Annotated in this window: 18 protein-coding genes; 9 read left to right on the forward strand and 9 right to left on the reverse strand. The window is 74.3% G+C overall.

Features of this window, described 5'->3' with window-relative positions; translation table 11 throughout:
• Nucleotides 1–14: 14 nt before the first annotated feature.
• On the reverse strand, nucleotides 15–3,953 hold the full coding sequence (gene eccCa, locus V6U82_RS13695) for a type VII secretion protein EccCa (protein ID WP_334461157.1): 3,939 nt from the start codon (nucleotides 3,951–3,953) through the stop codon (nucleotides 15–17).
• A gap of 105 nt (nucleotides 3,954–4,058) precedes the next feature.
• Here eccCa and eccD point away from each other — a divergent pair, with 105 nt between their 5' ends.
• Nucleotides 4,059–5,441 carry a type VII secretion integral membrane protein EccD gene (eccD, locus tag V6U82_RS13700; RefSeq protein ID WP_334461158.1) on the forward strand — a complete coding sequence of 461 codons (1,383 nt, stop codon included), beginning with the start codon at nucleotides 4,059–4,061 and terminating at the stop codon, nucleotides 5,439–5,441.
• A 55-nt stretch (nucleotides 5,442–5,496) separates the two neighbouring features.
• Here the strand turns inward: eccD and V6U82_RS13705 are convergent, their stop codons facing one another.
• Nucleotides 5,497–6,003 (reverse strand): inorganic diphosphatase, encoded by a 507-nt coding sequence (locus V6U82_RS13705; protein WP_013288994.1) that lies wholly within the window; start codon nucleotides 6,001–6,003, stop codon nucleotides 5,497–5,499.
• A gap of 490 nt (nucleotides 6,004–6,493) precedes the next feature.
• Between V6U82_RS13705 and dacB the strand changes: the two genes are divergently transcribed.
• From dacB to tilS, 3 genes are all read left to right on the forward strand, one after another.
• Nucleotides 6,494–7,924: a D-alanyl-D-alanine carboxypeptidase/D-alanyl-D-alanine endopeptidase gene (gene dacB / locus V6U82_RS13710; protein ID WP_334461389.1), complete on the forward strand. Its 1,431-nt coding sequence runs from the start codon at nucleotides 6,494–6,496 to the stop codon at nucleotides 7,922–7,924.
• Nucleotides 7,925–7,990: 66 nt separating this feature from the next.
• Nucleotides 7,991–9,058: a zinc-dependent metalloprotease gene (locus tag V6U82_RS13715; RefSeq protein ID WP_334461162.1), complete on the forward strand. Its 1,068-nt coding sequence runs from the start codon at nucleotides 7,991–7,993 to the stop codon at nucleotides 9,056–9,058.
• Between the two features lie 85 nt (nucleotides 9,059–9,143).
• On the forward strand, nucleotides 9,144–10,073 hold the full coding sequence (gene tilS, locus V6U82_RS13720) for a tRNA lysidine(34) synthetase TilS (protein WP_334461390.1): 930 nt from the start codon (nucleotides 9,144–9,146) through the stop codon (nucleotides 10,071–10,073).
• 102 nt (nucleotides 10,074–10,175) lie between these two features.
• Here tilS and V6U82_RS13725 read toward each other — a convergent pair whose 3' ends face one another.
• Entirely contained in the window at nucleotides 10,176–11,135 is a 960-nt protein-coding gene (locus tag V6U82_RS13725) for a GlxA family transcriptional regulator (RefSeq protein ID WP_334461165.1), read from the reverse strand.
• Nucleotides 11,136–11,285: 150 nt separating this feature from the next.
• On the opposite strand from V6U82_RS13725, the gene V6U82_RS13730 reads away from it, so the two are divergent.
• The 4 genes from V6U82_RS13730 (at nucleotide 11,286) to folE (ending at nucleotide 15,194) form a co-directional block, all read left to right on the forward strand.
• Complete coding sequence (locus V6U82_RS13730) at nucleotides 11,286–11,423, forward strand: hypothetical protein (protein WP_018786602.1); 138 nt, start codon at nucleotides 11,286–11,288, stop codon at nucleotides 11,421–11,423.
• A gap of 99 nt (nucleotides 11,424–11,522) precedes the next feature.
• A complete protein-coding gene (gene hpt, locus V6U82_RS13735) occupies nucleotides 11,523–12,098 on the forward strand; it encodes a hypoxanthine phosphoribosyltransferase (RefSeq protein ID WP_013288988.1) in 576 nt (191 codons plus the stop codon).
• A 379-nt stretch (nucleotides 12,099–12,477) separates the two neighbouring features.
• Nucleotides 12,478–14,490: an ATP-dependent zinc metalloprotease FtsH gene (ftsH, locus tag V6U82_RS13740; protein ID WP_334461168.1), complete on the forward strand. Its 2,013-nt coding sequence runs from the start codon at nucleotides 12,478–12,480 to the stop codon at nucleotides 14,488–14,490.
• Between the two features lie 86 nt (nucleotides 14,491–14,576).
• Complete coding sequence (gene folE / locus V6U82_RS13745) at nucleotides 14,577–15,194, forward strand: GTP cyclohydrolase I FolE (RefSeq protein ID WP_013288986.1); 618 nt, start codon at nucleotides 14,577–14,579, stop codon at nucleotides 15,192–15,194.
• Nucleotides 15,195–15,249: 55 nt separating this feature from the next.
• Here folE and V6U82_RS13750 read toward each other — a convergent pair whose 3' ends face one another.
• Complete coding sequence (locus V6U82_RS13750; RefSeq protein WP_334461170.1) at nucleotides 15,250–15,951, reverse strand: hypothetical protein; 702 nt, start codon at nucleotides 15,949–15,951, stop codon at nucleotides 15,250–15,252.
• Nucleotides 15,948–18,530 (reverse strand): FtsK/SpoIIIE domain-containing protein, encoded by a 2,583-nt coding sequence (locus V6U82_RS13755; protein ID WP_334461391.1) that lies wholly within the window; start codon nucleotides 18,528–18,530, stop codon nucleotides 15,948–15,950. Before V6U82_RS13755 ends, V6U82_RS13750 begins: the two co-directional genes overlap by 4 nt.
• 213 nt (nucleotides 18,531–18,743) lie before the next feature.
• Between V6U82_RS13755 and V6U82_RS13760 the strand changes: the two genes are divergently transcribed.
• Complete coding sequence (locus V6U82_RS13760; protein WP_334461393.1) at nucleotides 18,744–19,301, forward strand: hypothetical protein; 558 nt, start codon at nucleotides 18,744–18,746, stop codon at nucleotides 19,299–19,301.
• 5 nt (nucleotides 19,302–19,306) lie between these two features.
• Here V6U82_RS13760 and V6U82_RS13765 read toward each other — a convergent pair whose 3' ends face one another.
• Genes V6U82_RS13765 through V6U82_RS13780 form a run of 4 tightly spaced genes read right to left on the reverse strand, consistent with a single transcriptional unit; the run spans nucleotide 19,307 to nucleotide 23,583 of the window.
• Nucleotides 19,307–19,906, reverse strand: a complete 600-nt coding sequence (locus V6U82_RS13765; RefSeq protein ID WP_334461171.1) for a hypothetical protein — start codon at nucleotides 19,904–19,906, stop codon at nucleotides 19,307–19,309.
• 10 nt (nucleotides 19,907–19,916) lie between these two features.
• Complete coding sequence (locus tag V6U82_RS13770; RefSeq protein WP_334461173.1) at nucleotides 19,917–21,092, reverse strand: M23 family metallopeptidase; 1,176 nt, start codon at nucleotides 21,090–21,092, stop codon at nucleotides 19,917–19,919.
• Nucleotides 21,089–21,649, reverse strand: coding sequence for a hypothetical protein (locus tag V6U82_RS13775; protein ID WP_334461175.1), 561 nt, complete (start codon nucleotides 21,647–21,649; stop codon nucleotides 21,089–21,091). Before V6U82_RS13775 ends, V6U82_RS13770 begins: the two co-directional genes overlap by 4 nt.
• Nucleotides 21,646–23,583 carry an MFS transporter gene (locus V6U82_RS13780; protein WP_334461177.1) on the reverse strand — a complete coding sequence of 646 codons (1,938 nt, stop codon included), beginning with the start codon at nucleotides 23,581–23,583 and terminating at the stop codon, nucleotides 21,646–21,648. The genes V6U82_RS13775 and V6U82_RS13780 overlap by 4 nt, the downstream gene beginning before the upstream one ends.

Here is a 23,583-nt window from a genome sequence, read left to right on the forward strand (position 1 = left end):
CTCCGCGAGGCGGATCACCCGGGCGGGAGATGCGCCAACTGCACCAGGCGCACCCCCTCCCGGCGCGTGACCAGACGCGCCCGCCCCGGGGGCAGCGGCCCGGCCTTGACCTGACCGACGAGCGCGCCCTCCTCCGGGCCGCCCGACATCACCAGCCCGGCCGTGGACAGCTCCCGCAGCCGTTGCACGATCGGCTCGTACGCGGTCCGCCCGGCACCGCCGGTACGCCGCGCCAGCACCAGGTGCAGCCCGACGTCCCGCGCGTGCGGCAGGTGCTCCTCCAGCGCCCGCAACGGGTTCGTCGGCCCGCCGGCCACCAGGTCGTAGTCGTCCACGAGCACGAACAGCTCCGGGCCCTGCCACCACGACCGGCTGCGAAGCTGCGCCGGGGTCACCTCCGGCCCCGGCTGCCGCCCCTGGAGGTAGCCGGCGGCCGACTCGATCAGCTCGGCGGTGTGCGGCGCGGCAGTGCCGTACCCGATCAGGTGCGGCGTCTCGATCACGCCCATCAGGCTGCGCCGGTAGTCCACAAGCATCACCCGGGCCTGCTCCGGGGTGAACCGGTTGACGATCGAGGTGGCGAGCGCGCGCAGGAACGACGACTTGCCGCACTCGGCGTCGCCGAAGACCACGAAGTTCGGCTCGGTGGCGAAGTCCAGCACCACCGGGGACAGGTCCGCCTCGGCCACGCCGATCGGGAACGCCAGCCCGCTCGTCGCGCTCTGGTCCAGCTCGGCGTACGGCAGCACCGGCGGAAGCAGCCGCACCCGGGGCGCGGACGGGCCGGTCCACGCGCCGGCGACCGCCTTGACCAGATCGGCGGTTTCCGCACCGAGCGCCTCGACACGGGGTTCGGCGGTGAGGAAGTGCAGTCCGCCCGCCGTGATTCCGCGCCCCGGACGCTCCTCCGGCACGGTGGCCGCCAGCGCCCGCTTGACCACCACCGAGTCGGCCGGGTCGCCGAGACGCAACTCCAGCCGGGAGCCGAACAGGTCACGGATCGCCGGGCGGAAGTCCGACCAGCGCAGGGCGCTCGCCACCACGTGCACCCCGTACGCCAGGCCCCGGACGGCGAGTTCGGTGACCAGCGGTTCCAGATCCTCGTACTCGCCGCGCAGCGTGTTCCAGCCGTCCACCACCAGGAACACGTCCCCGAACGGGTCCGGCGCGCCCGCCGCCCGCCGCCGTCGCCACGCGGCCATCGACTCCACGCCGGCCTCGGCGAAACGCCGTTCCCGCTCGGACAGCAGGCCGGCGACCTCGCCGACGGTACGGCGTACGGCGGTGCCGTCGGTCCGCCCGCTGACGCCGCCCACGTGGGGCAGGTCGCGCAGCGTGCCGAGCGTCCCGCTGCCGAAGTCGAGGCAGTAGACCTGCACCTCGGCCGGGGTGTGGGTGAGCGCGAGCGCGCAGACCAGCGTGCGCAGCAGGCTGGACCGCCCACTGCGGGTGGTGCCGACCACCGCGACGTGCCCGGCCGCGCCGTCCAGCGCGAGCCAGAGCAGGTCACGCCGCTGCTCGAACGGCTTGTCCACCACCGCCACCGGCACCTGGAGCGCCCCGTGCAGCTCCGGATTCGCCACCGTGAGCCCGCGTGCCGGGTCGGCGCCGACCGGGCCGAGCAGCTCGTCCAGGGCGGGCGAGGCGTCCAGCGGCGGCAGCCACACCTGGTGCGCCGGCGGGCCCTGCCCGGCCAGCCGGTCCACGAGCAGGTCGAGGAGCGTCTCGCCGCCGTCGTCCTCGGAGGGCAGGGCGACGGGCGCGGGCGGCTCGGGTACCGGGACCAGGTGGGTGGAGAACGCGAGCACGCGCGCCTCACCGGCGCCGGACGCGCCCGCCGCGCCGCCGCGGCGGCGGACCGCCCCGGAGACGTACGCGGCCTTGAACCGGACCAGCGGGTCGGTGCCCGAGCGCAGGTATCCGTGCCCGGGACTGCGCGGCAACTCGTGCGCGTCCGGCACGCCCAGCACCGTCCGGGACTCCAGCGCCGAGAACGTGCGCAACCCGATCCGGTACGACAGGTGCGTGTCCAGCCCGCGCAGCCGCCCCTCCTCCAGCCGCTGGCTCGCCAGCAGCAGGTGCACCCCGAGCGACCGGCCCAGCCGCCCGATCTGCACGAACAGGTCGATGAAGTCGGGCTTGGCGGACAGCAGCTCGGAGAACTCGTCGCAGATCAGCAGCAGCGACGGCAGCGGGGCCAGCGGCGAGCCGGCCGCCCGGGCCCGCTCGTAGTCGCGCACGCTCGCGAAGTTGCCGGCCCGGCGCAGCAGTTCCTGCCGGCGCATCAGCTCACCGTTGATCGCGTCCACCATCCGGTCCACCAGCGGCAGCGCGTCGGCCAGGTTGGTGATCACGGCGGCGGTGTGCGGCAGCCGCCCGAACGGCGCGAACGTGGCGCCGCCCTTGAAGTCGACGAGCACGAAGTTGAGCTGCTCCGAGCTGTGCGTGGCGGCCAGCCCGAGCACCAGCGTGCGCAACAGCTCCGACTTGCCCGAGCCGGTCGCGCCGATCAGCAGGCCGTGCGGGCCCATGCCGTCCTGCGCCGACTCCTTCAGGTCGAGGTCGATCGCCCCGCCGTCGGCGCCCACCCCGATCGGCACCCGCAGCCGGTCCCGCGCGGCCCGGGGCGCCCAGCCCTGCTCGGCGGTGAAGCTCTCCGGGTCGCCGAGACCCAGCAGCTCGGGCAGGCCCAGCTCGGCGCCGGGCGGCGCGTCCGGTCCGCGTACCGGGCCGGCGAGCCGCAGCGGCGCGAGCCGCCGGGCCACCGCCTCGGCGTCGGCGGGCGCCAGCGCGTCGGCGGCGCCCACCTCGGCGTGCCCCTCCGCGGAGTGCGAGTGCAGCCGTCCGTCGACCAGGTCGAGCAGGAGCGCGTACCGGTCGAGCAGCCGGGGCGGCGGGGTGTCCAGGTCGAGCACGGTGACCGCGTCGATGCCGCCGTCACCGGCCAGGTCGGTCGCGCCGGTCAGGTCACCGCCGTCGAGCACCACCACGACGTGTGGCCCGTCGGTCGCGGTGCCGTGCGGGCTGAACCGGGACCGGGCGCCGAGCACGTCGTCGAGCAGCCGTTCCAGGTCGGCGGCGGAACTGGTGACCAGCCGCACCGGGCCCAGCGCGTCGATACGCGCCGGATGGTGGGCGTGCGGCAGCCACTTCACCCACTCCCAGGCATTCCGGCGTTCCGGCCCGGCGCAGACCGCGATCAGCAGCTCGTCCGGCGCGTGGAAGACGGCGAGCTGGGTGAGCACCGCCCGGGCCAGTGCCTGTGCGGCGGGCGATCCGGCGCCGCGTACCGGGCCGGCCGGCCCGCGCACGAAGACCCGGGCGAAACTGCGCAGCGACAACGCCACCGGCAGGTCCGGCACCACCGAGTACGCGTCCAGGAAACGCCGCAGCGCCCCGGCCGTCATCGGCTCCAGCTCCTCCAGCGGGCGGGTGACCGGCGGGACCAGCGGGGTGGCCAGCGTCTGCGGCCCCACACCGACCCGGACCACGGCGAAGTCCGGGTCGCCCGGCCGGCGTTCCCAGACCCGGTGACTGTCGACTGTCGACCAGAGCCGCCCCGGCTCGGGATGGCGGTAGGACAGCCCGGCCCGCTGGGCGCCGGCGGTCTCCCGCACCCGGCGCCGGAGCGTGGCGAGGTGGCGCAGGTACTCCCGGCGCGCGGCCATCAGCTCGGACTTCTTCGGCCCGGCGCTGCCCCAGGTGGTCACCAGCATCGCCAGCGAGGAGAGACCGAACATGCCGCCCACCACGTACGAGTAGGCCCCGCCGCCGCGGCCGAACATCATCGCCATGGCCACCGTCCCGCCGAGCATCGGCAGCACCATCAGCGCCTGCTGCCAGCGCCCACCGGCAGCGGCGGGGATCTCCGGCGGCGCCTCGACGGGCAGCTCACCGACCGGGATCTCCGGCGCCGGGCGGCGTGGCGGCCGCTTGATGACGACAGTGGACACTCACCCTCCCCGGAAGTGGCTCTGGGTAACCCGAGCCTGGCTCATCGTAGGTAAAGTCCTCTCGTCCGTCAGCCCACTCCCTCCGCCCGATATGGAGATACCTCGATGACAAGCGGGCTCGCCCGGGTCACGATCAGCGCGCCCGGCCGACGGGTGGACGTGGCCCTACCGGAGCAGGTGCCCCTGGCCGAGCTGCTGCCCGAGGTGCTCCGGCACGCCGGTGAGGGACTGGCCGACGACGGGGAACGGCACGGCGGATGGGTGCTGCGCCGCACCGACGGCGCGGTGCTCGCCACCGCCCAGGCGCTGCTGCCCCAGGGCGTCCGCGACGGCGAGGTGCTGCACCTGGTGCCGGCCCGCGCGCAGTGGCCCGAGCTGGAGTACGACGACGTGGTCGAGGCGATAGTGGACGGGGCCCGGCGCCGGGGCACCGCCTGGTCGGGCCAGGCCACCCGGGCCGCCGCGCTCGCGGGCGCCGCCGTGCCCCTCGCGGTCGGGCTGGTAGCCGTGGTCGCCGCCGGTCCGGGCGCGCGTGGCTGGCCGGTCGCCGCGGCGGTCGCCCTGATCCTGGTGCTCACCGCCACCGCCGCGTCCCGGGCGTACGGGGACGGCCCGGTCGGCGCCACGCTCGGCGGGTACGCGCTGCCCTGGGCCGCGGTGGCCGGTGCGCTGGCGGTCGCCTCCGGCGATCCGGTCGGCCCGGTCCCCGGCCTGCGCTGGGTGGGCGCCCCGGAACTGCTCGTCGGCTCGGTGGCGCTGCTGCTGGTGGCGGTGCTCGGCCTGCTCGGCGTGGCCAGCCGGTCCCGCGTCTTCGTGGCCGGGGTGACGGTCGGCGTGGCCGGCGTGGCAGCGGCGCTCGGCGGGCTGCCGCTCGACCCGGACGGCACCGCCGCCGTCCTGCTCGCCGTGCTGGTGTTCGCGCTCGGCGGGCTGCCGCTGCTGGCGATCCGGGTCGGCAAGCTGCCGCTGCCGCCGCTCACCCTGCCCAGCCCGGCCGGCACCCGCGACCTGCCGGACCGGGGCCGGGTGCACGCGGCGGTGGCCCGCGCCGAGGAGGTGCTCACCGGGATGCTGCTCGGTCACGCGGTGCTCGCGGTCGGCGCGATCGCGGTGCTCGTCTCCGTCGGCCGGACCGCCGGGCTGCTGCTCGCCGCCGTCGGCTGCGGAGTGTTGCTGCTGCGCTCCCGCCTGTTCGTGGCGGTACGGCACCGGGCGCCCGCGATCGTCGCCGGGCTGACCGGGTTCGCCCTGCTCGGCGTGGTACTGGCCGACCGGGCCGGTCCGGGTGGCCGGCTCGCGCTGACAGTGGGCGGGCTGGCCCTGGCCCTGACGGCGGTCACCGCCGGCGCCACGTACGCCCGGCGCCCGGTCTCCCCGTACCTCGGCCGCCTGGCCGACCTGACCGACACCGCGCTCGTGGTCGCTGTCGTGCCGGTGGCCTGCGCGGTGCTCGGCCTCTACGACCGGGCCCGCGACCTGCTCGCCTGAACACGCGGAGGCCCGGGTCGCGAAGCGCGACCCGGGCCTCAAGCACGCGTGATCGTCAGTGCAGCGTCTCGCCGCGCTCCTCGGCCTCCTTGGCGCGCCGGTACGAGGCGGCGATCTCCGCCTCGGCCTCGACCCGGCCCACCCAGGTCGCGCCCTCGACCGACTTGCCCGGCTCCAGGTCCTTGTAGACCTCGAAGAAGTGCTGGATCTCCAGCCGGTCGAACTCGCCCAGGTGGTGGATGTCGCGCAGGTGCTCCTGACGCGGGTCCTCGTAGGGCACGCAGAGGACCTTGTCGTCGCCGCCCTTCTCGTCCGTCATCCGGAACATGCCGATGGTGCGGCAGCGGATCAGGCAGCCCGGGAACGTCGGCTCGGGCACCAGCACCAGCGCGTCCAGCGGGTCGCCGTCCTCGCCCAGGGTGCCCTCGATGAACCCGTAGTCGGCCGGGTACTGCGTGGAGGTGAAGAGGGTGCGGTCCAGCCGGATGCGGCCGGTCGCGTGGTCTACCTCGTACTTGTTGCGGTGACCCTTGGGGATCTCAACCGTGACGTCGAAATCCATCTTCCACGCTCCCTCGTTTGCCCACGCTGGCTAACGGAAACCAGCGGCTCACCCCCGGCGCGGGGTGAACGCCCCCCGTCGGCTCCGGCCGCCGCATAGTGTTCGGACCGAAGTAGTGTCGCCCAAGGCGATTTCGAGCGGGGAGGAGGGGGCCGTGGGGAGGGAAGATTCACACTACCGCCCCGAGAGGGTTGACGGGCGCGGGTCCGCCGGTTCCGGTTCCGGCGGGGCCACCGGGCGGGTGTCCGTCCCGGGGGCGAACGTCCCTCATCGTCCCTCTCCGGCCACCGGATCCGCCCGCGTGGGCCCGCCGCACCACGGCTCCGGCCCGGCGAGCGGCTCGGCCCGCGTCGGCCCGCCGCACGACCCGACGGCCCCGCTGAACTGGCCCGGCGCGCCGGACCCGGCCCCGGTCAGCCCGCCGGTCCCGCCGGTCGGCGCCGCGCCGCCCGTACCCTCCGGGCCGCCCCCGGCTCGACCGCGACGCCGCCTGCGGCTCGTCGCGGCGCTCGCCTGCGTGCTCGTGCTGGCCCTGGCGGTGGCCGGGCTCGCCGTGCTGCGCCCCGGCCCGGTCGCCGGGTGGCTGGGCGACGACGACAGCACGGGTACGCCGGTCGCCGCGCCGCCCGAGCCGTCCCCGGCGGCCGTGCTCGGCGGGCCGGACGGCAACGCCCCGCTGCCCACCGAGGCCGGCATCCGCGCCGCCCTGGACCCGCTGGTCCGCGCCGCCGCGCTCGGCGACCGGGTGCACGTGTCGGTGGCCGACGTGAGCACCGGCCAGGCGCTCTACGGCAGCGGCCAGGACACCCCCACCGTGCCCGCCTCGGTGACCAAGCTGGCGACCGGAGTGGCGGTGCTCGCGGCGCGCGGGCCGGCCCACCGGATCCCGACCCGGGCGGTGGCCGGGGCCAACCCGGGTGAGGTGGTCCTGGTCGGCGGCGGTGACCCCACGCTCGCCGTGGACAAGAACGGCTTCTACCCGGGCGCGGCCCGCCTGGACGACCTCGCCGCCCAGGTGCGCGACGCGCTCGGCGGCACCGCGCCGACCAAGGTGATCGTCGACTCGTCGCTGTTCAGCGGCCCCGTCTTCGAGCCCGGCTGGGACTCCGACATCCCCACCGGCGGCTTCGGCGCGGCGATCACCGCGCTGATGACCGACGGCGCCCGCAAGAACGCGGCGGAGGCGCGGCGTACCGCCGAGCAGACGAACCACGCCGCCGAGCGGGTGCCGCAGCCCGACCTGACCGCCGGCCGGCAGTTCGCCAAGCTGCTCGGCCTGACCGGCGGCGCCGCCCAGGTCACCCGGGGCACCGCGCCGGCGGCGTCCGGCGCCACGGGTACGGCCCCCGGCGCCGAGCTGGGGAAGGTCGAGTCCCTGCCGATGATCCGGCTGGTCGACATCATGATCAGCGACAGCGACAACGTGATCGCCGAGGCGATGGCCCGCCAGGTGGCGCTCGCCAAGGGCAAGCCCGGCTCGTTCGCCGGCGGCGCGGCGGCCACCGACCAGGTCCTCGGCGAGCTGGGCCTGCCGGCGGGCGAGATCAGCCTGGCCGACGGCAGCGGGCTGTCCCGCACCAACCGGATCAGCCCTTCGCTGCTCACCGACCTGATCACGCTCGCCGGCAACGGCAGCCACCCCGAACTCGCGGCGATCTTCGGCGGCCTGCCGGTCGGCGGCTGGTCCGGCACGCTCGACGAGCGCTACCGGGCGGCGGCGACCCGCGCCGGAGCGGGCGTCGTCCGGGCCAAGACCGGCACGCTGAGCGGCGTCAACGCGATCGCCGGCACGGTGACCACGGCCGACGGCCGACTGCTCACGTTCGCGGTGCTCACCGACCGCACGCAGGGCTCGCTGGACGAGACCCGGGCGGCCCTGGACCGGATCAGCTCCGCGCTGGCCGGGTGCGGCTGCCGCTGACCGACGGGCGTCGATCGGCCGGTGCGAGCCCGGGTGGGGGTGTTCCGGCGCGGGTACGGTGGGTTCATGGCGCAGTTCGTGGACTGGGATCTGGCCGCCGCTACCGCGGGGGCGCTGAGCAAGTCGGGCCCCCGGGTGTCGTACGCCGAGGCCACCGACGTGGTCGGCGACCTGCGCCGGCTGACCGAGGAGGCGGCCGGTCACGTCGCCGACTACACCGGCCTGCGGGCGCAGGTCGCGCACCCGCCGGTACGCGTGGTCGACCGCCGGGACTGGGCGGCGGCGAACATCGCCGGGCTGCGTGAGGTGGTCTCCCCGCTGGTCGAGCGTCTCTCCGGCGACAAGCGGCCGGGTGCGCTCACCGAGGCGATCGGCTCCCGGGTGACCGGTGTGCAGGCCGGCACCGTGCTGGCGTACCTCTCCGGTCGCGTGCTCGGCCAGTACGAGGTCTTCGCCGGCGACCCCGGCCAGCTGCTGCTGGTGGCGCCGAACATCCTCGAGGTCGAACGGAAGCTCGGCGCCGACTCGCGCGACTTCCGGCTCTGGGTGTGCCTGCACGAGGTCACCCACCGCACCCAGTTCACCGCCGTGCCGTGGATGCGCGCGTACTTCCTCGGCGAGGTGCAGGCGTTCGTGGACGCCTCCCAGGGCGGCGAGCACCTGCTGGAACGGCTCCGGCGTGGCGTCGCGACGCTCTCCGACGCGGTCAAGGACCCGGAGAGCCGGGCCAGCGTGCTGGACATCGTGCAGACCCCGGCCCAGCGCGCCGTGCTGGACCGGCTGACCGCGCTGATGACGCTGCTGGAGGGCCACGCCGAGTTCGTGATGGACGGCGTGGGACCGCAGGTCATCCCCAGCGTCGAGACGATCCGGGCGGCGTTCAACCGTCGCCGCGAGTCCGGCAACCCGCTGGAGAAGGCGATCCGTCGGCTGCTCGGCATCGAGGTCAAGATGCGCCAGTACGCCGAGGGCCGCAAGTTCGTGCACGGCGTGGTCGACCGGGTGGGGATGGCGGGCTTCAACAAGATCTTCTCGTCCCCCCTGACGCTGCCCCGCCTGGACGAGCTGGGCGACCCGGACGCCTGGGTGTCCCGCGTACACGGGCCCGCCGGTGCCACCCCGCCCGTCGGCTGATCCGCCCGGCTCGGACGGCTCCGTCCCGCGCCGCTCGCCGTCGCCCGCTCCCGCCGTCGCCGCGGTGCGGCTGGCCGTCCGCCGGATGCTGACCGGCCTGCCGGGTGACGGCCCGGTGCTGGTGGCCTGCTCCGGCGGGGCCGACTCGCTCGCGCTCGCCGCCGCCACCGCGTTCGTGGCCCCCCGGCTCGGGCGCCCGGCCGGCCTGGTGACGGTCGACCACGGCCTGCAGGCCGGGTCCGCGGAACGGGCCGAGGCGGTCGCCGGCTGGGCCCGCGCCGAAGGGCTCGACCCGGTCGACGTGCTTCCGGTACGCGTGGACGGCCGGCCCGGTGGTCCGGAGGCGGCCGCCCGCGAGGCCCGGTACGAGGCGCTGACCGCCGCCGCCCACCGGTACGACGCAGCCGGGGTGCTGCTCGGGCACACACGCGACGACCAGGCCGAGACCGTCCTGCTGGCGCTGGCCCGGGGCGCCGGACCGCGCGGGCTGTCCGGGATGCCGGAGCGGCGCGACGTCGACGGGGTGCCCCTGCTGCGGCCGCTGCTCGACGTCACGCGCGCCGACACCCGGGCCGCCTGCGCCGCGCTCGGGCTCGACCCGTGGGCGGACCCGCACAACGCCGACCCCGCGTACGCCCGGGCCCGGGTCCGGGCGGACGCGCTGCCGGCACTCGTCGACGCGTTGGGGCCGGGGGTGGTGGCGAACCTCGCCCGCACCGCCGGGCTGCTCGCGGCCGACAACGCCGCGCTCGACGCGCTCGCCGACGCCGCGCTCGCCGACGTCCGGACCGATGGGGGCGGGCTGTCCGTAGCCGGGCTCGCCGGGTTGCCGGCCGCCGTCCGTACCCGGGTGCTGCACACCTGGGCCCGCGAGCTGGGCGCGACGCCGGCCGCGCTGTCCCACAGTCACGTGGCGGCACTGGACGCCCTGGTCACGGCGTGGCGTGGACAGGGCCCGGTGCACCTACCCGGCGGCCACCAGGTAAGCCGCCACGCCGGTCACCTCCAACCCTGACCCGGCGCGGGCTGACCCCGCCCTTGCCCGGTGATCAAGGACTTTCGGTCACGTTCCGGCCCTCCCCAGCCCGCAAACTCCTTGATCACCGCCGTGAGGGCGTCAGGTGGATTGACGGTCGCGGAAAGTGGTGCGGTAGGCCAGCGGGGTGGTGCCCACGCGGCGGGTGAAGTGGTACCGCAGGGCCGCCGAGTCACCGAAGCCGGCCTGCTCGGCGACGCTCTCCACGCTCAGTGAGGTGTCCTCCAGCAGGTGCCGGGCCAGCAGCACCCGCTGGTTGGTCACCCAGTCGTGGGGGGTGGTGCCGGTCTCGGCGCGGAACCGCCGGGCGAACGTGCGCGGGGCCATCCCGGCGCGGGCCGCCAGCTCGTCCACCGTCACCGGCCGGCGCAGGTGTCGCATCAGCCATTCCAGCACCGGTTCCAGGGTGGGTGCCTCCGGCGCCTTGGGGATCGGCGCCTCGACGTACTGCGACTGGCCGCCGTCGCGGTGCGGCGGCACGACCATCCGGCGGGCCAGCCGCGTCGCCACCGCCGAGCCGTGCTCCTGGCGTACCAGATGCAGGCAGGCGTCGATGCCGGCGGCGGTGCCGGCGCTGGTGAGCAGCCGGTCGTCCTGCACGTAGAGCGAGTCGCACTGGACCCGGGCGGCCGGGAAGCGCTGCTGGAGTTCGTCGGTGTACCGCCAGTGGGTGGTGCAGTCGCGCCCGTCGAGCACGCCCGCCTCGCCGAGGACGAACGCGCCGGCGCAGACGCTCAGCAGCCAGGCGCCCCGGTCGGCGGCACGGCGCAGCGCGGCGAGCACCGGCTCGGGCAGCGGGGTGCCGTCGGCGTGCGCGGGCACCGCGACCAGGTCGGCGTCCTCGACCGGGCCCAGGTCGGCGGTGGGGGTGAGCAGGAACCCGGAGCGGCTGCGGACCGGACTGCCGTCGGCGGTGCAGACGTCGAACCGGTATCCGGGGAAGCCGTCGGCGGTGCGGTCGGTGCCGAAGACCTCGGCGAGCACGCCGAGTTCGAACGCGGCGACCTGGTCCATGGCGATGACGGCGACCGAGCGGAGCATGTGACGAGGGTAACCCGACCGGTGGCAGTAAATCGATGCCCGATGACATTCCTGCCACTGTCCGGATCGGTCGGTGGCCCGGAGAATCAATGGTGTCCGGTGCGCACCGGCGGCGAAAACAGTCTCAACCATGTGAAAGCGAGCGCCGCCATGACCGTTCTGCTGCTCCTGCTCTTCCTGCTCCTCCTCGTCGGCGCCAGCGCCTTCGGGTTCACCGCCGACACCCGCGACTCGGCCGACTGGAAGCCGAGCGACGACGGGCAGCGCTGGCGCTCCCGTACCTGCTGAGGTGATTTATTCAGTTCGCGTCGAAAATCCCCGGCGGGACCGCGCCAAAAGGGGCGGCCCCGCCGACGGCGGCGCCGGGGCGTACGGCAGGCTAGGAGCATGGCTGACGGCTCCTGGTACGACGCCGACATCGACCACGTGATCATCTCGGAGGCGCAGATCCGCGACAAGACCGCGGAGCTGGCCAAGCAGGTCTCGGCGGACTACGCCCACGTCGAGGACGGCCTGCTGCTCGTGTGTGTGCTCAAGGGAGCGGTCATGTTCATGGCCGACTTCGCCCGCGCGCTGGGCCGCCAGGGCCCGCCCGCCGAACTGGAGTTCATGGCCGTCTCGTCCTACGGCCAGGGCACCACCTCGTCCGGCGTGGTCCGCATCCTCAAGGACCTGGACCGGGACATCGCCGGCCGCCACGTGGTGGTCGTCGAGGACATCGTCGACTCCGGCCTGACGCTGTCCTGGCTGCTGCGCTACCTGGAGTCGCGCTCCGCGGCGAGCGTCGAGGTGGTCGCGCTGTTCCGCAAGCCGGACGCGGTCAAGGTGCAGGTCCCGGTCAAGTACGTCGGGTTCGACATCCCCACCGAGTTCGTCGTGGGCTACGGGCTCGACTTCGGCGAGCGGTACCGCGAGGTGCCCTACGTCGGGGTGCTCAAGCCCGAGGTGTACGCGCGGGCCTGAGGGTTCGCCGAGCCCGTCGTCAGCTGACATTCAGCGGGCTCTCAGTCTTCCGGTCTACGGTAGGGACCGGTGACGTGGAGGCACCCTCCACGCCCGGCCCCTCGAACCGCGTGACCGTGCGGTGTGGGCGGGCCGGGTGGGAGCTCCCCGCCACGCCGGCTCGAAACCCGGGTTCGCCCTGCGCGTAAGTGCCGGGCTCGCAAGCTCACGCGTCGCCCGAACGGTGTACCGTCGAATGACCGTGGTGCGGCAGTTTGCGTGCCTCGGGGGTCGGGCCGGCCCGCACGGCGGCCCCGGCCGCCGCTCAAGGCGGCGACACCATTCAGACGGTCAGGACGTCGATCAGGAGGATGCGGGCGCCTCGGCACCCGACTACAGCATGGAACGTACGCGTTTCTTCCGCCGACCGGTGGTCTGGATCATCCTGGTCATCCTCGGCGCCGTTGTGCTCAGTCAACTGTTCACCGCTGGTCCCAGCTACCACCGGGTGGACACGTCCGTCGCGCTCGACCAGCTCAACAAGGGCGGCATCGAGAAGGTCGTCTTCCAGGACAAGGAGCAGACGCTCCAGCTCGACCTGAAGGACAAGGCCAAGTTCGACGGCGACACCACCACTGACAAGATCGAGGCGCAGTTCCCGTACGAGGTCGGCGGCCAGGTCTGGAACCAGGTACGCGAGGCCGAGGCGGCGGACCGCATCACCGGCCCGGTCGACACCAAGGTGTCGTCGGACAGCATCTGGGTCAGCCTGCTGGTCAACCTGCTTCCCATCGCGCTGCTCGTGCTCCTGCTGCTGTTCTTCATGTCGCAGATGCAGGGCGGCGGCTCCCGGGTGCTCAACTTCGGCAAGTCCAAGGCGAAGATGATCACCAAGGACACGCCGAAGACCACGTTCGCGGACGTCGCGGGCGCGGAAGAGGCCGTCGAGGAACTGCACGAGATCAAGGACTTCCTGCAGAACCCGGCGAAATACCAGGCCCTGGGCGCCAAGATCCCGAAGGGCGTGCTGCTGTTCGGCCCGCCCGGTACCGGTAAGACGCTGCTCGCCCGCGCGGTCGCCGGCGAGGCCGGGGTGCCCTTCTACTCCATCTCCGGCTCCGACTTCGTCGAGATGTTCGTCGGTGTCGGCGCCAGCCGCGTCCGCGACCTGTTCGAGCAGGCCAAGTCGAACGCCCCGGCGATCGTCTTCGTCGACGAGATCGACGCGGTCGGCCGCCACCGCGGCGCCGGCATGGGCGGCGGTCACGACGAGCGGGAGCAGACGCTCAACCAGCTGCTGGTCGAGATGGACGGCTTCGACACCAAGGGCGGCGTCATCCTGATCGCCGCCACCAACCGGCCGGACATCCTCGACCCGGCGCTGCTGCGCCCGGGCCGGTTCGACAGGCAGATCCCGGTCGACGCCCCCGACATGGAGGGCCGCAAGGCCATCCTGCGGGTGCACGCCAAGGGCAAGCCGTTCACGCCCGACGTCGACCTCGACGCGGTCGCCCGGCGTACCCCGGGCTTCAGCGGCGCCGACCTGGCCAACGTGATCAACGAGGCCGCGCTGCTCACCGCTCGTAAGGAGCAGCGGGCGATCACCAACGACTCCCTGGAGGAGTCGATCGACCGGGTGATCGCCGGCCCGCAGCGCCGGACCCGCGTGATGAGCGACCAGGAGAAGAAGATCACCGCGTACCACGAGGGTGGGCACGCGCTGGTCGCCTGGGCGCTGCCGCACGCCGCGCCGGTGCACAAGGTGACCATCCTGTCCCGGGGTCGCTCGCTGGGTCACACGCTCGTCCTCCCGACGGAGGACAAGTACACCCAGACCCGGGCCGAGATGATCGACACCCTGGCGTACGCGCTGGGTGGCCGGGCGGCCGAGGAACTCGTCTTCCACGAGCCGACCACCGGCGCCGGCAACGACATCGAGAAGGCCACCCAGCTGGCCCGCGCGATGATCACGCAGTACGGCATGAGCTCCAAGCTCGGTGCGATCAAGTACGGCACCAGCGGCGACGAGCCGTTCCTCGGCCGCAACATGGGCCACGAGCGGGACTACTCCGACGCGGTGGCCGCCGAGATCGACGGCGAGATGCGCGCGCTGATCGAACTGGCCCACGACGAGGCCTGGGAGATCCTGGTGGAATACCGGGACGTCCTGGACAACATGGTCCTGGAGCTGATGGAGAAGGAGACGCTCTCCACCGCCGACATGGCCCGGATCTGCGCGCGCGTCGTCAAGCGCCCGCCGATGGCGCCGTACCACGGCTTCGGCAAGCGTCAGCCCTCCACCGAGCCGCCGGTGCTCACGCCGGCCGAGAAGGAGGCGCTGGCGGCGCAGGCCCGCGCCGACGCCGCCGCCTCGATCGGTGGTTCCAGCAACAACTCGGACGGTACGCACTGAACAGCGATCCGACGACGGCCGGCTCCCACCACAGGGAGTCGGCCGTCTCCGCGACCGAGCCCGACGGGGACGACGCGCTCGACTACGTGGCCGCGCGCCTGATCAGCGGCAAACTCACCGGCGGCCCGGTGGAGGACAGCGTCGACCTCGCCCGGATCGAGAAGGCGGTCCGCGAGATCCTCATCGCGGTCGGCGAGGACCCGGACCGCGACGGCCTCCAGCAGACGCCGGCCCGCGTCGCCCGCGCGTACGCCGAACTCTTCGCCGGCCTGCGGGTCGACCCGGCGCAGGTGCTCCGCACCACGTTCGAGGCCAACCACGAGGAACTGGTGCTCGTCCGGGACATCGACGTGATGAGCCTCTGCGAGCACCACCTGCTGCCGTTCCGGGGCAGCGCGCACATCGGCTACATCCCCGGCCCGGACGGCCGGATCACCGGCCTGTCGAAGCTGGCCCGGCTGGTCGAGGTGTTCGCCCGCCGGCCGCAGGTGCAGGAGCGGCTCACCTCGCAGATCGCCGACCTGCTGATGTCCAGCCTCGCCCCGCGCGGCGTGATCGTGGTGCTGGAGTGCGAGCACATGTGCATGGCGATGCGCGGCATCCAGAAGTCGGGCGCGAAGACCATCACGTCCGCCGTGCGCGGCGGCCTCCAGAACGACGCGAAGTCGCGGGCCGAGGCGATGGCGCTGATCATGGCCCGCTGAGCCTCCGACCGCCACCGACGGCCGCGTACTCCCGCCCGGGCGGGCGCGGCCGTCGTCAGTCGGGCAGCATGGCGAGCAGCAGGCCGGCGGCGGTGAGCACCGCCGGGACCAGGCAGACCAGGGCGCCGAAGCGGGGCGTCCGGTCCACCCGGTCGGTGGGCCGCGGGCGAAAGACGCGCCCCACCGCGAGCCAGCCCAGCATGAACGCCACAGCCGGCAGCGGCAGCCCCACGAGCAGCGCCAGCACCGTCACCGGTCCCGGACCGGCGACCGCGTACAGCAGCAGTTGGAGCAGCGGCACCACCAGTGCCAGCGGCGCGTACACCAGCAGGTTGCGGGGCCGGGCCGGCCACCGGGCCAGCCGCGGCAGGCCGCGCGCGCTCAGCGTGTCGTCCGCGGCGTCCGCCCAGTCCCCGGCCGCGCGCAGCGCCGCCAGCACCGCCGACGGCCCGCCCGCCATCGACCGGGCCGCCTCGGTCACCTCCGGCGGCGTCGGGACCAGTGACATCGCCGGTACGCCCAGATCACGCAGCCGGGACTGCTGCGGCGCCAGCCGTTCGCGTACCGCGGTCAGCTCCTCGCGGGCCGCGGCCACCGACCGTGCCTGCTCCCCGGCCGCGGTGGCCGCCGCCCGGCGTACGCCGTCGAGCGCCCGCGCGGCCGCGACGTACTCCGCCCAGGCCGACTCGGCGGGGTCCGCCACGGTGGTCGGCCCACCCGAGCGGGGCCCCGGTACGGCCGTTCCGGTCTCACTCATGCCGCCCCCTCCCCGGCGCGGTCCGCCACCTGCGGGCCCGGCTCGACCCGCGCGGTCGCCACCTCGGCCGTGCCGAACGGCACGAAGACGGTGCCCTGCTCGTCCGGGCCGTCCCAGAGCACCGCGCGACCCGGCCGGGGCCGCCACCAGACCGGACGGTCGAAGAGCTGCTCCAGCCGGCCGCCCGGCACGTCGGTGACCGCCACGGCGGTGAGCTTGTCCACCTCGCCCTCCGGGCCGAGCAGCCCGGCCAGCGGGGCCGGTGTCCGCCACCACCCGAGCAGGTGCCGGCCGGCCGGCGGCCCCTCCAGCAGCAGCGTCCGCAGCAGGTCGGGCGGCAGCTCGGTGGCGTCCGGCACGTCCAGCCCGAACACCACCAGGTAACCCGGCTCGTCCGACTCCATGGCGGTCCGCAATCCGGCCGCGTCGACGGTCTCCACCCGGTGGCGTCCGGCCAGCTCGGCAGCGAGCACACCGGCCGGCTCGGCCGACCCGTTCGCCAGCGGCGCCAGCACGAACCGGGCCGCGCCCGGATGCGCCGCCGCGGCGCTGCGTACCGCCGTGACCAGCAGGCGCTCGGCCTCCTCGTCCCGACCCAGGACGGCCAGGTTCCGTCCCGCGCCCGGCCCCAGCGGCACCGTCACAGTGGACCGCCGGACGTCGACCGCCCGGCCGAGCAACGCGGCGGGCGAGTGGGCCCGGCCGGCGAGCGCGGCCCGGTGCCGCGGATCGTTGGCGAGCAGCGGGCGGGCGTACCCGGCGAAGACCACCGGCGGCGTCGCCGACTCGCCCCGCGCCTCCCAGAGCCGTCGCCGCAGGCCGGTCAGGACCTCGGGATCCTCGTACGGATCAGGGAAGCGGATCATCCGCTCGTGTCCCCGGGTCGCGCCGCGCGGACCGCCCAGGCCACCCGCCGTGTTGACCACCGCGCTGCCCACCGGCAGCCCGGCCGCCGAGTCGTTCGCCGGCTCCAGCACCGCCGAGCCGCCGGGCAGCGCCACCCGCACCGGGAACTGGCCGAGCAGCGGGTCACGCGGACCGCCGATGCCCAGGTCACCCTCACCGGCCAGCACCAGGTGGATCCCGTACGACCGGCCGGCGCGGGCGAGCGCGTCCAACCGGGCCAGCAGGTCGGCGGCCAGCCGGTCCCGCTCGCGCAGCGCCAGCGGGAAGTTGTCGACCACGCAGACGATCCGGGGCAGCGGCTGGTGCTGCCGCAGCTCGGCGTAGCGCTGTCCACCCGCCCGCCGGGACGCCTCCTCGCGGCGGCGCAGCTCCGCCTCCAGCTCGCCGAACAGGTCGGCCAGGTACTCCCGGTCGGCCGCCATCCCGGCGGCACGCACCTGCGGCACCCAGGAGCGGTCCCACTCGGTCTGGAGGAACTCTACGAAGGACTCGCCGTCGGCCAAATCGGCCAGGTAGAGCGCCAGCTCGTCCGGGCCGTACCGGGCGGCGAGGCCGAACAACGCGTCGGTCAGGAACGCCGACCGGCCCGCCTGACCCCGGCCGCTGACCAGCCAGTGCGGGGTCAGCTCGGTGAAGCCCAGGCTGACCGGGCGCCCGGCGGCGTCACCGACAGTGGTGCTGAGCCCGTCGGCCGAGCCGGACGTCCAGAAACCGTCCGCCGGCAGCAGGTCACCCAGGGAAAGCCGGGAGCCGTCCTCGATCTGCCGGGCCAGCCGCGCGCACACAGCGGCGACCAGGTCGGCGGGCGGATCGTCGTCGAGGAACACGGGCGAGTTCAACCCGCCCGGCGGCTCGGCGCCGGGACTGCTGAAGCCGGCGCCGGGCGGGTCGCCGACCAGCGCGTACGCGGTGCGGACCGTGACCGCTGTGGCGCGCGGCAGCGGGCTTCCGTCCGGCCATCCGGCGAGCACCAGATGCAGCCCGGAGCGCGGCCCGCCCTCGGCCAGCCCGGCCAGCCGGTCCAGGTCGGCGGTGGTCGTACCGTCGGGCAGCGCCGCGACCACGAGCAGCAGCGTCCGGTCGTGCCCGCGCTGCCGGGCCGTCCCGGCCGCCACCCACTGCTCCGCCTCGGCCAGCACCGCACGCATCCCGGCGAGATCGGTGGCGGGCGGGGGCAGCAGGCCGGCGTCGGCGAGCGGCGCGTACCCGGCGAATGTCTCACCGGAACCGCCGTCGACCGCACGCGCCAGCAGCGCGCCCGCCGGAGTGGCGGCGAAGACGCGCAGCAGCAGCGCGCGGAGCAGCCCGGCCACCCGGGCGTCGGAGGCGTCGGCGTCGAGGCATAGGTGGCCGCTGCCGAGCAACGGCACCAGCGCGGGGAAGCGGGCGTCGTCGAGCGGCGCCGCGGTGCCCACCCGGACCAGCGGCGGCAGACCGTCGCCGGGAGGCGTCGTCGCGCTCAGCGACTCCAACGGCCCACCGGCCCAGCCCGGCGCCGCCACTTCTGCAGCCGCCCGCAGGCGCTCGGCCAGCTCGTACTGCCGGTGGTGGTCGGCCGGTGCGGGCCGGATCTCGTCGAGGATGCCCGCCGCCGCCGTCGCGGCGGCCTCGGCCCGGCGGTGCAGCGCGGCGGCCCGGCCGGCGCGCGCCTTCGGAGTCGCCACCGCGTCCACCTCTCTTTCCGAGGCCGACATGTCCTCCCCGAGGTGTGACGGTAACCCAGGCGGGGGCCGTCCACCGGGATGTCGGTCGGCGCGGTGAGCTGGTCGGCGGTGAGCAGCCTCACCCCGGCGCCGGGCCAGGTCCGCCCGGCGGTTCGCCACGATCCGCCGGTTCCAGGCATTGGGTACGCGGGGCGCAGCCGATAGCCTCAGGAGGTGGAATCAGTGCAGCCCCCCGCCGGTTCCCAGGTGTCCCGAGTACCGGCGCAGCGGACCCCGCCGGAGCAGATGGCGCCCCCCGCGCCCGCTCCCGCACCGGTACGCCCCAAGCGCCCGGTGCGCACCGTGCTCGCTGTCGTCGCGGGGGTGGTGGCGGTGCTGTGCACCGTCGGCGGGGTGGTCGGGTTCGTGCTGTACGACCGCGCCACCGCCCCGGACCGTGGCTCTCCCGAGGTTGTCGTCGCGAGTTACATCCAGTACTCCGTCGATCAACGCAATGACGTCAAGGCCGCGGAGTTCGAGTGCCGTAACGACGTCGACCTTGACGATTTGCGATCACTTCGCGATGACCTCGTCGCACGGGAGCAGCGGTTCAACACGACGATCTCCGTGAGCTGGGAGGACCTCAGCGTCGAGCAGACGGGTGACAAGGCCCAGGTGCGGGTGGACCTGGTGATCTCAGCGGTGGTGGACGAGATTCGCCAGAGTGATCGCCAGACTTGGGTCTTTGAGACGAAGGACCAAGACGGCTGGGGCGTCTGCTCGGCACAACGCGCCGCTTGACGCGGCTACTCAAGCCAGAGCAGGTGCACCGGCACCTCCAACGTGGTCGGTGCCTGGCCGCGCCAGGCCCACCGGTACCACTCCAGCTCGGGGGCCACCCGCACGCAGATGTCGCCGTCCGCACCCGAGTAGGTCTCGGTGACGGCACGCAGGTCGCGCCGTTCCACGCCGTTGTCCACGTGCACCACGCGCCGCCCGGTCACCGCGTCGGCCTCGAACACCGGCGTGGGCGGCCGGCGTTCGGGCACGTCCAGCGAGACCAGCCGGAGTCCCGGGGCGGCCGCCCCGGTCGCCGCGTGCCGTTCGCCGATGGTTTCCACCCATACCCGCTCCACAGGCACCAGCGGGGCGAACACCTCCACCTGCTCGGCCTCGGCCCGGTACCACTCGTGTTCCGGGATCACCGGCACGTAGGTGCGGCTGCCCTGCACGACCCGCTCGTCGGCCCGCAGGTCGCCGCGCCAGCCGAGACCGGGCAGGCCGACCAGCACGCGGCGGCCGCGCAGCTCGGTCCCGCCGGTGGCGGGCACTGTCTCCACCGGCCGGGGCGGCAGCGGCGCCCAGTCCGGCCGGTCGGCGAACGGGTCGGGCAGGGGATTGCTCATCCGTCCGGCCTCACCCGGTCTCGCCGAGGGGCGCGCCCCGCTTACGCATGAAGGGCACCGGGTTCTCCGCCCCGTTGCTGGACCGGTCCCCGTCCTTGTGCACCTCGAAGTGCAGGTGCGGACCGGACGAGTTGCCGCTGCTGCCGGAGAGCCCGATGACCTGGCCCGCCTCGACCGACTGACCCGGCACCACCCGGGGTCGTTCGACCATGTGGCAGTAGCGGGTGATGAACCCGCCGGCGTGCAGGATGTCCACGAACCATCCGCAGCCGCCCTTGTTCGGCCAGCCGTCGCGGTCGCAGTCCCGCCGCCCGGAGCGGTCGGGGTCGCAGCGGGCGACCAGCACCCGGCCCGCCGAGGCGGCGTGGATCGGCGTGTCCTTCGAGGCGGCCAGGTCCACGCCGTGGTGGCTGGGGCGGGCCGTGGTACGGAATCCGGAGACCACACCGCCGGGCAGCGGGGCGGTCCAGCCCGAGGCGGCTATCCGGTCTCCGGCGGCGGCGTCGCACACGGCCTTGCCGGCGATCTCCACGGTCCGGGCGGCGCCGCCGGCGAGCGCGTCGACGATGCGTCCGGCCAGTTCTTCGTGCTTGGCGTAGGCGTCGGGATAGGCGCTGACCTGGACCCGCTGCGCCACGACGGTGAGCGGGCGTTGCTGCCAGTTCGGGACCTTTTCCATCTTCTGGTAGAACTTGCGGGCCGCGTACGAGGGTGTCATCCGCTGCTCGACGCTGCCCCATCCGGGCCGCTGCTGGAACAGGCCGAGCGAGTCGTGGTCGGCGCCGACCCCCTCGTGCGGCAGCGCGAGCGACGCCGGGACGGTGCTGTTGGCGAGGTTGCGCAGCGCTGATTCCTGCATCGCGGTGGCCAGCGCGATCACCCAGCCGCGGGCGGGGAGCTTCATGTCCTGGCCGACCTTGATGATGACCGCGGCGTTGCGCAGCTGGCGCTCGCCGTACTCGGCGAAGCGCGGCATGTCGCCGGTCAGGTTCACCTGGTAGGCCGGATCGCAGTTCAGGGCCGCGAGCTTCGGGTCGTCCTCGTCGCCGCCAAGTTCGGTGAGGAGGAAGGCGCCGGCGCCGCCGACGCAGCAGAGCAGGGCGAGCACACTCGTGACGGCGGTGGCGATCACGCCCAGGCGCAGCTTCCGGCGGACCTGTCCGGTGACGGCCGGGCCGGCGGTCACGACCGCTCCCAGTCGATCGCGTCCACCAGCCAGGGCCCGTCCGGTGCGACGAGTTCGAGCCGGAGTGTGCCGTTGTCCAGCGGAACCAGCGCCTCTACGAAGGACTCGGTGCGGGGCCGGAGCGTCGGGACACCTGTCGTCCTCCGTGCGGGCACGGTCTCCGGGTCGGCGCCCATCATCTTCTCGGCCAGCGCCGGGGTGGAGAGCGGCCGCAGGCGGGCCTGCCACGCGTCGCCGCTGCTGCCCGGGCCGCTCAACCACGCCGTGGTGAACCGCCCCGCGACCTGCTCCGGCGTGTCCTCGCCCGGCCGGGTCTTCGGGGCCACCGCGGCGGGCGGGCTGGCGAGCACGCCGTCGTCACCGGCCTCCGGGTCGGCGGTGCTGATCGGCTGGGTGGGGCGGCTGGTCAGGCCGAGGCCCGGATCGCCGGGACCGGCGACGAGGCGGGCCGCGCCGATCACCCCGAAGACCAGCACGGCGATCATGAGGGCGACACCGATCCGGGACCGGAGAACCCGGGTGAAGAGGAATTCCAGCGCCCGCCGCACCGGACTCACCGGGCCTCGGAACGGATGCGCGGCGCCGGCCGGGCCGGGGAGGTGCCACGGCCCGCCGAGTCCGGCCGGTAGACGGCGTAGGAGGGCGCCTCCTCCGGCACGTCCGGCTCGGCCCAGGTCGACGGCGCGCGCCGCGGCCGGGGTGTGGCGGCGGGACGCCCACCCGGGCGTCCGGTCGCGGGCGCCTCCTCCGGCCGTTCCCGCCCGTCCGGCCGCTCCCGTTCGGCGGGCGGGGCGCTGTGCGCCGGATCCTCGTGCCGGGCCTCCGGCCGGAGGCTGCGCTGGTCGGCCGTGACGGTGCGGCGCTTGCCGATCGCCGGTTCGTTGGTGCCGCCGGGCTCCGCCACGTCCAGCCGGGCGGCGATCCGCATGTCCCGGAAGAACCGACGGTGCCAGGAGCCGGCCGAGCTGACCGCCTCGCTGCTGTCCTTGCCGCCGAGCTGGGTGATCCGGCGGTACGGCCGCAGCAGCAACCAGCCGACCACACCGCAGAGCCAGACCAGGACCACCTGGAGCCAGCCGGGCAGCGTGGCGGTGTTCATGATCAGGTCGACGGCGAAGAGGTAGATGGCCGCGCCGGTGCCGAAGATGGCGATGTTGAAGACCGCGGCGACCACTGCGTTCGCCAGCCGCCGCAGGCCGGCGCTGGCCGGGCGCATCAGGCCGACGGTGCCGAGGATCGGCGCGGCGATCACCGCCCAGCGGAAGATCAGGAAGCCGAGCAGAACCAGCAGCGACGCCGTGAGGTCGAACATGGCGAACAGCACCGAGGCCAGCACCGCGATGAACCCGGCGCCGATCCGGTCCATGTCCCGCGTGCCCTGGAGATACTCGTACGCCTCCGGGTCCTCGGTCTTGATCTGCTCGGCGACCTTGGCCCACTGCTGCTGCTTGGCCTTGATGACCACGTCGCGGGTGGCGGGCTTAGTCCGGATAGCCTCCGCCTCGCCCCAGGTCAGGGACTTGGCGTCGTACAGGGCCGGGCCGTACTTCTTCGCTGTCTCGCTGTCCGCCGAACCAAGCACGCCGCGCAGCCAGTTCCGGTAGAGCATGGTCTCGGTCGCCGTGTCGCTCGCGCGCACGGCGGGTGGCCGCTTGTCGACACAGGCGCTCGGATTGGGCAGCGCGCACTTGTCCGGCGGAACGGTCTTGGAGGACGGTCCGACCGCGTCGTGCACCACGCCCAGCGTGGTGATCAGCGTGTTATCGGCGATGTTCGCGGACTTGACCGGCCAGGCGGCCAGCGCGGTCACCGCCACCATCACCAGCAGCGCCCAGCCCGCAGTGGTCATCGCGTTGCTCATGTCCGACTGGCGGGACCGCCAGAGCAGGTAGAGACCGACCACGCAGACGGTGATGATGCCGAAGACGCTGAACACCTTCTGGTAGACGGCCTTCGTGGCCTGCTCCACCAGTGGGTCGGCCCAGCTCCACATCGTCCGTGGATCCCAGGCGCGCTCGCGCAGCGCGTTCGAGGCACCGATCACCGCGTTGGCGAACATGAACTCGCCGTTGGCGACCATCGTGGTGAACCGGTAGTCCGGATGCAGCACGGAGGAGGCACAACCGCCGTCGATGTCGTACGTGTTGTAGCTGTACCCCGCGTACCCGTAGTCGCTGTAGAGACCCTTCGGGCCGGGCTCCTTCGCCGAGTCGGGCCGGGACGCGAACCAGCCGGCCAGGCCCGAGTCCGGCGCGGCGGGCACCGGCGCGTTGCGGCACTCGACCTGGTCCTCGCTGACGGCCTTGAGCTTGCCGACGCAGGACCGGAAGTCGGCCTGCCACTCCTTGGTGGTGCACAGCTCGGCGCGCGCCTGGGTGACCGGCGCGGCCGCGTACGCGGGTGTGGCCGCCCCGATCACCGGCCAGGAGATCGTGGCCCCGGCGAGTACGCCGAGCGCGAGGAGGAGCGCCGCGATCCGTGCCCTCGCCAT

It is taken from the genome of Micromonospora sp. CPCC 205554 (genome assembly GCF_036902745.1).
GTDB lineage: Bacteria > Actinomycetota > Actinomycetes > Mycobacteriales > Micromonosporaceae > Micromonospora > Micromonospora tulbaghiae.

Coding starts and splice junctions, on each gene's coding strand:
- eccD (WP_334461158.1), top strand. CDS start 4,059: ATGACAAGCGGGCTCGCCCGGGTCACGATCAGCGCGCCCGGCCGACGG.
- V6U82_RS13730 (WP_018786602.1), top strand. CDS start 11,286: ATGACCGTTCTGCTGCTCCTGCTCTTCCTGCTCCTCCTCGTCGGCGCC.
- V6U82_RS13715 (WP_334461162.1), top strand. CDS start 7,991: ATGGCGCAGTTCGTGGACTGGGATCTGGCCGCCGCTACCGCGGGGGCG.
- tilS (WP_334461390.1), top strand. CDS start 9,144: ATGCTGACCGGCCTGCCGGGTGACGGCCCGGTGCTGGTGGCCTGCTCC.
- hpt (WP_013288988.1), top strand. CDS start 11,523: ATGGCTGACGGCTCCTGGTACGACGCCGACATCGACCACGTGATCATC.
- V6U82_RS13750 (WP_334461170.1), bottom strand. CDS start 15,951: ATGAGTGAGACCGGAACGGCCGTACCGGGGCCCCGCTCGGGTGGGCCG.
- V6U82_RS13705 (WP_013288994.1), bottom strand. CDS start 6,003: ATGGATTTCGACGTCACGGTTGAGATCCCCAAGGGTCACCGCAACAAG.
- ftsH (WP_334461168.1), top strand. CDS start 12,478: ATGGAACGTACGCGTTTCTTCCGCCGACCGGTGGTCTGGATCATCCTG.
- V6U82_RS13765 (WP_334461171.1), bottom strand. CDS start 19,906: ATGAGCAATCCCCTGCCCGACCCGTTCGCCGACCGGCCGGACTGGGCG.
- V6U82_RS13780 (WP_334461177.1), bottom strand. CDS start 23,583: ATGGCGAGGGCACGGATCGCGGCGCTCCTCCTCGCGCTCGGCGTACTC.
- V6U82_RS13725 (WP_334461165.1), bottom strand. CDS start 11,135: ATGCTCCGCTCGGTCGCCGTCATCGCCATGGACCAGGTCGCCGCGTTC.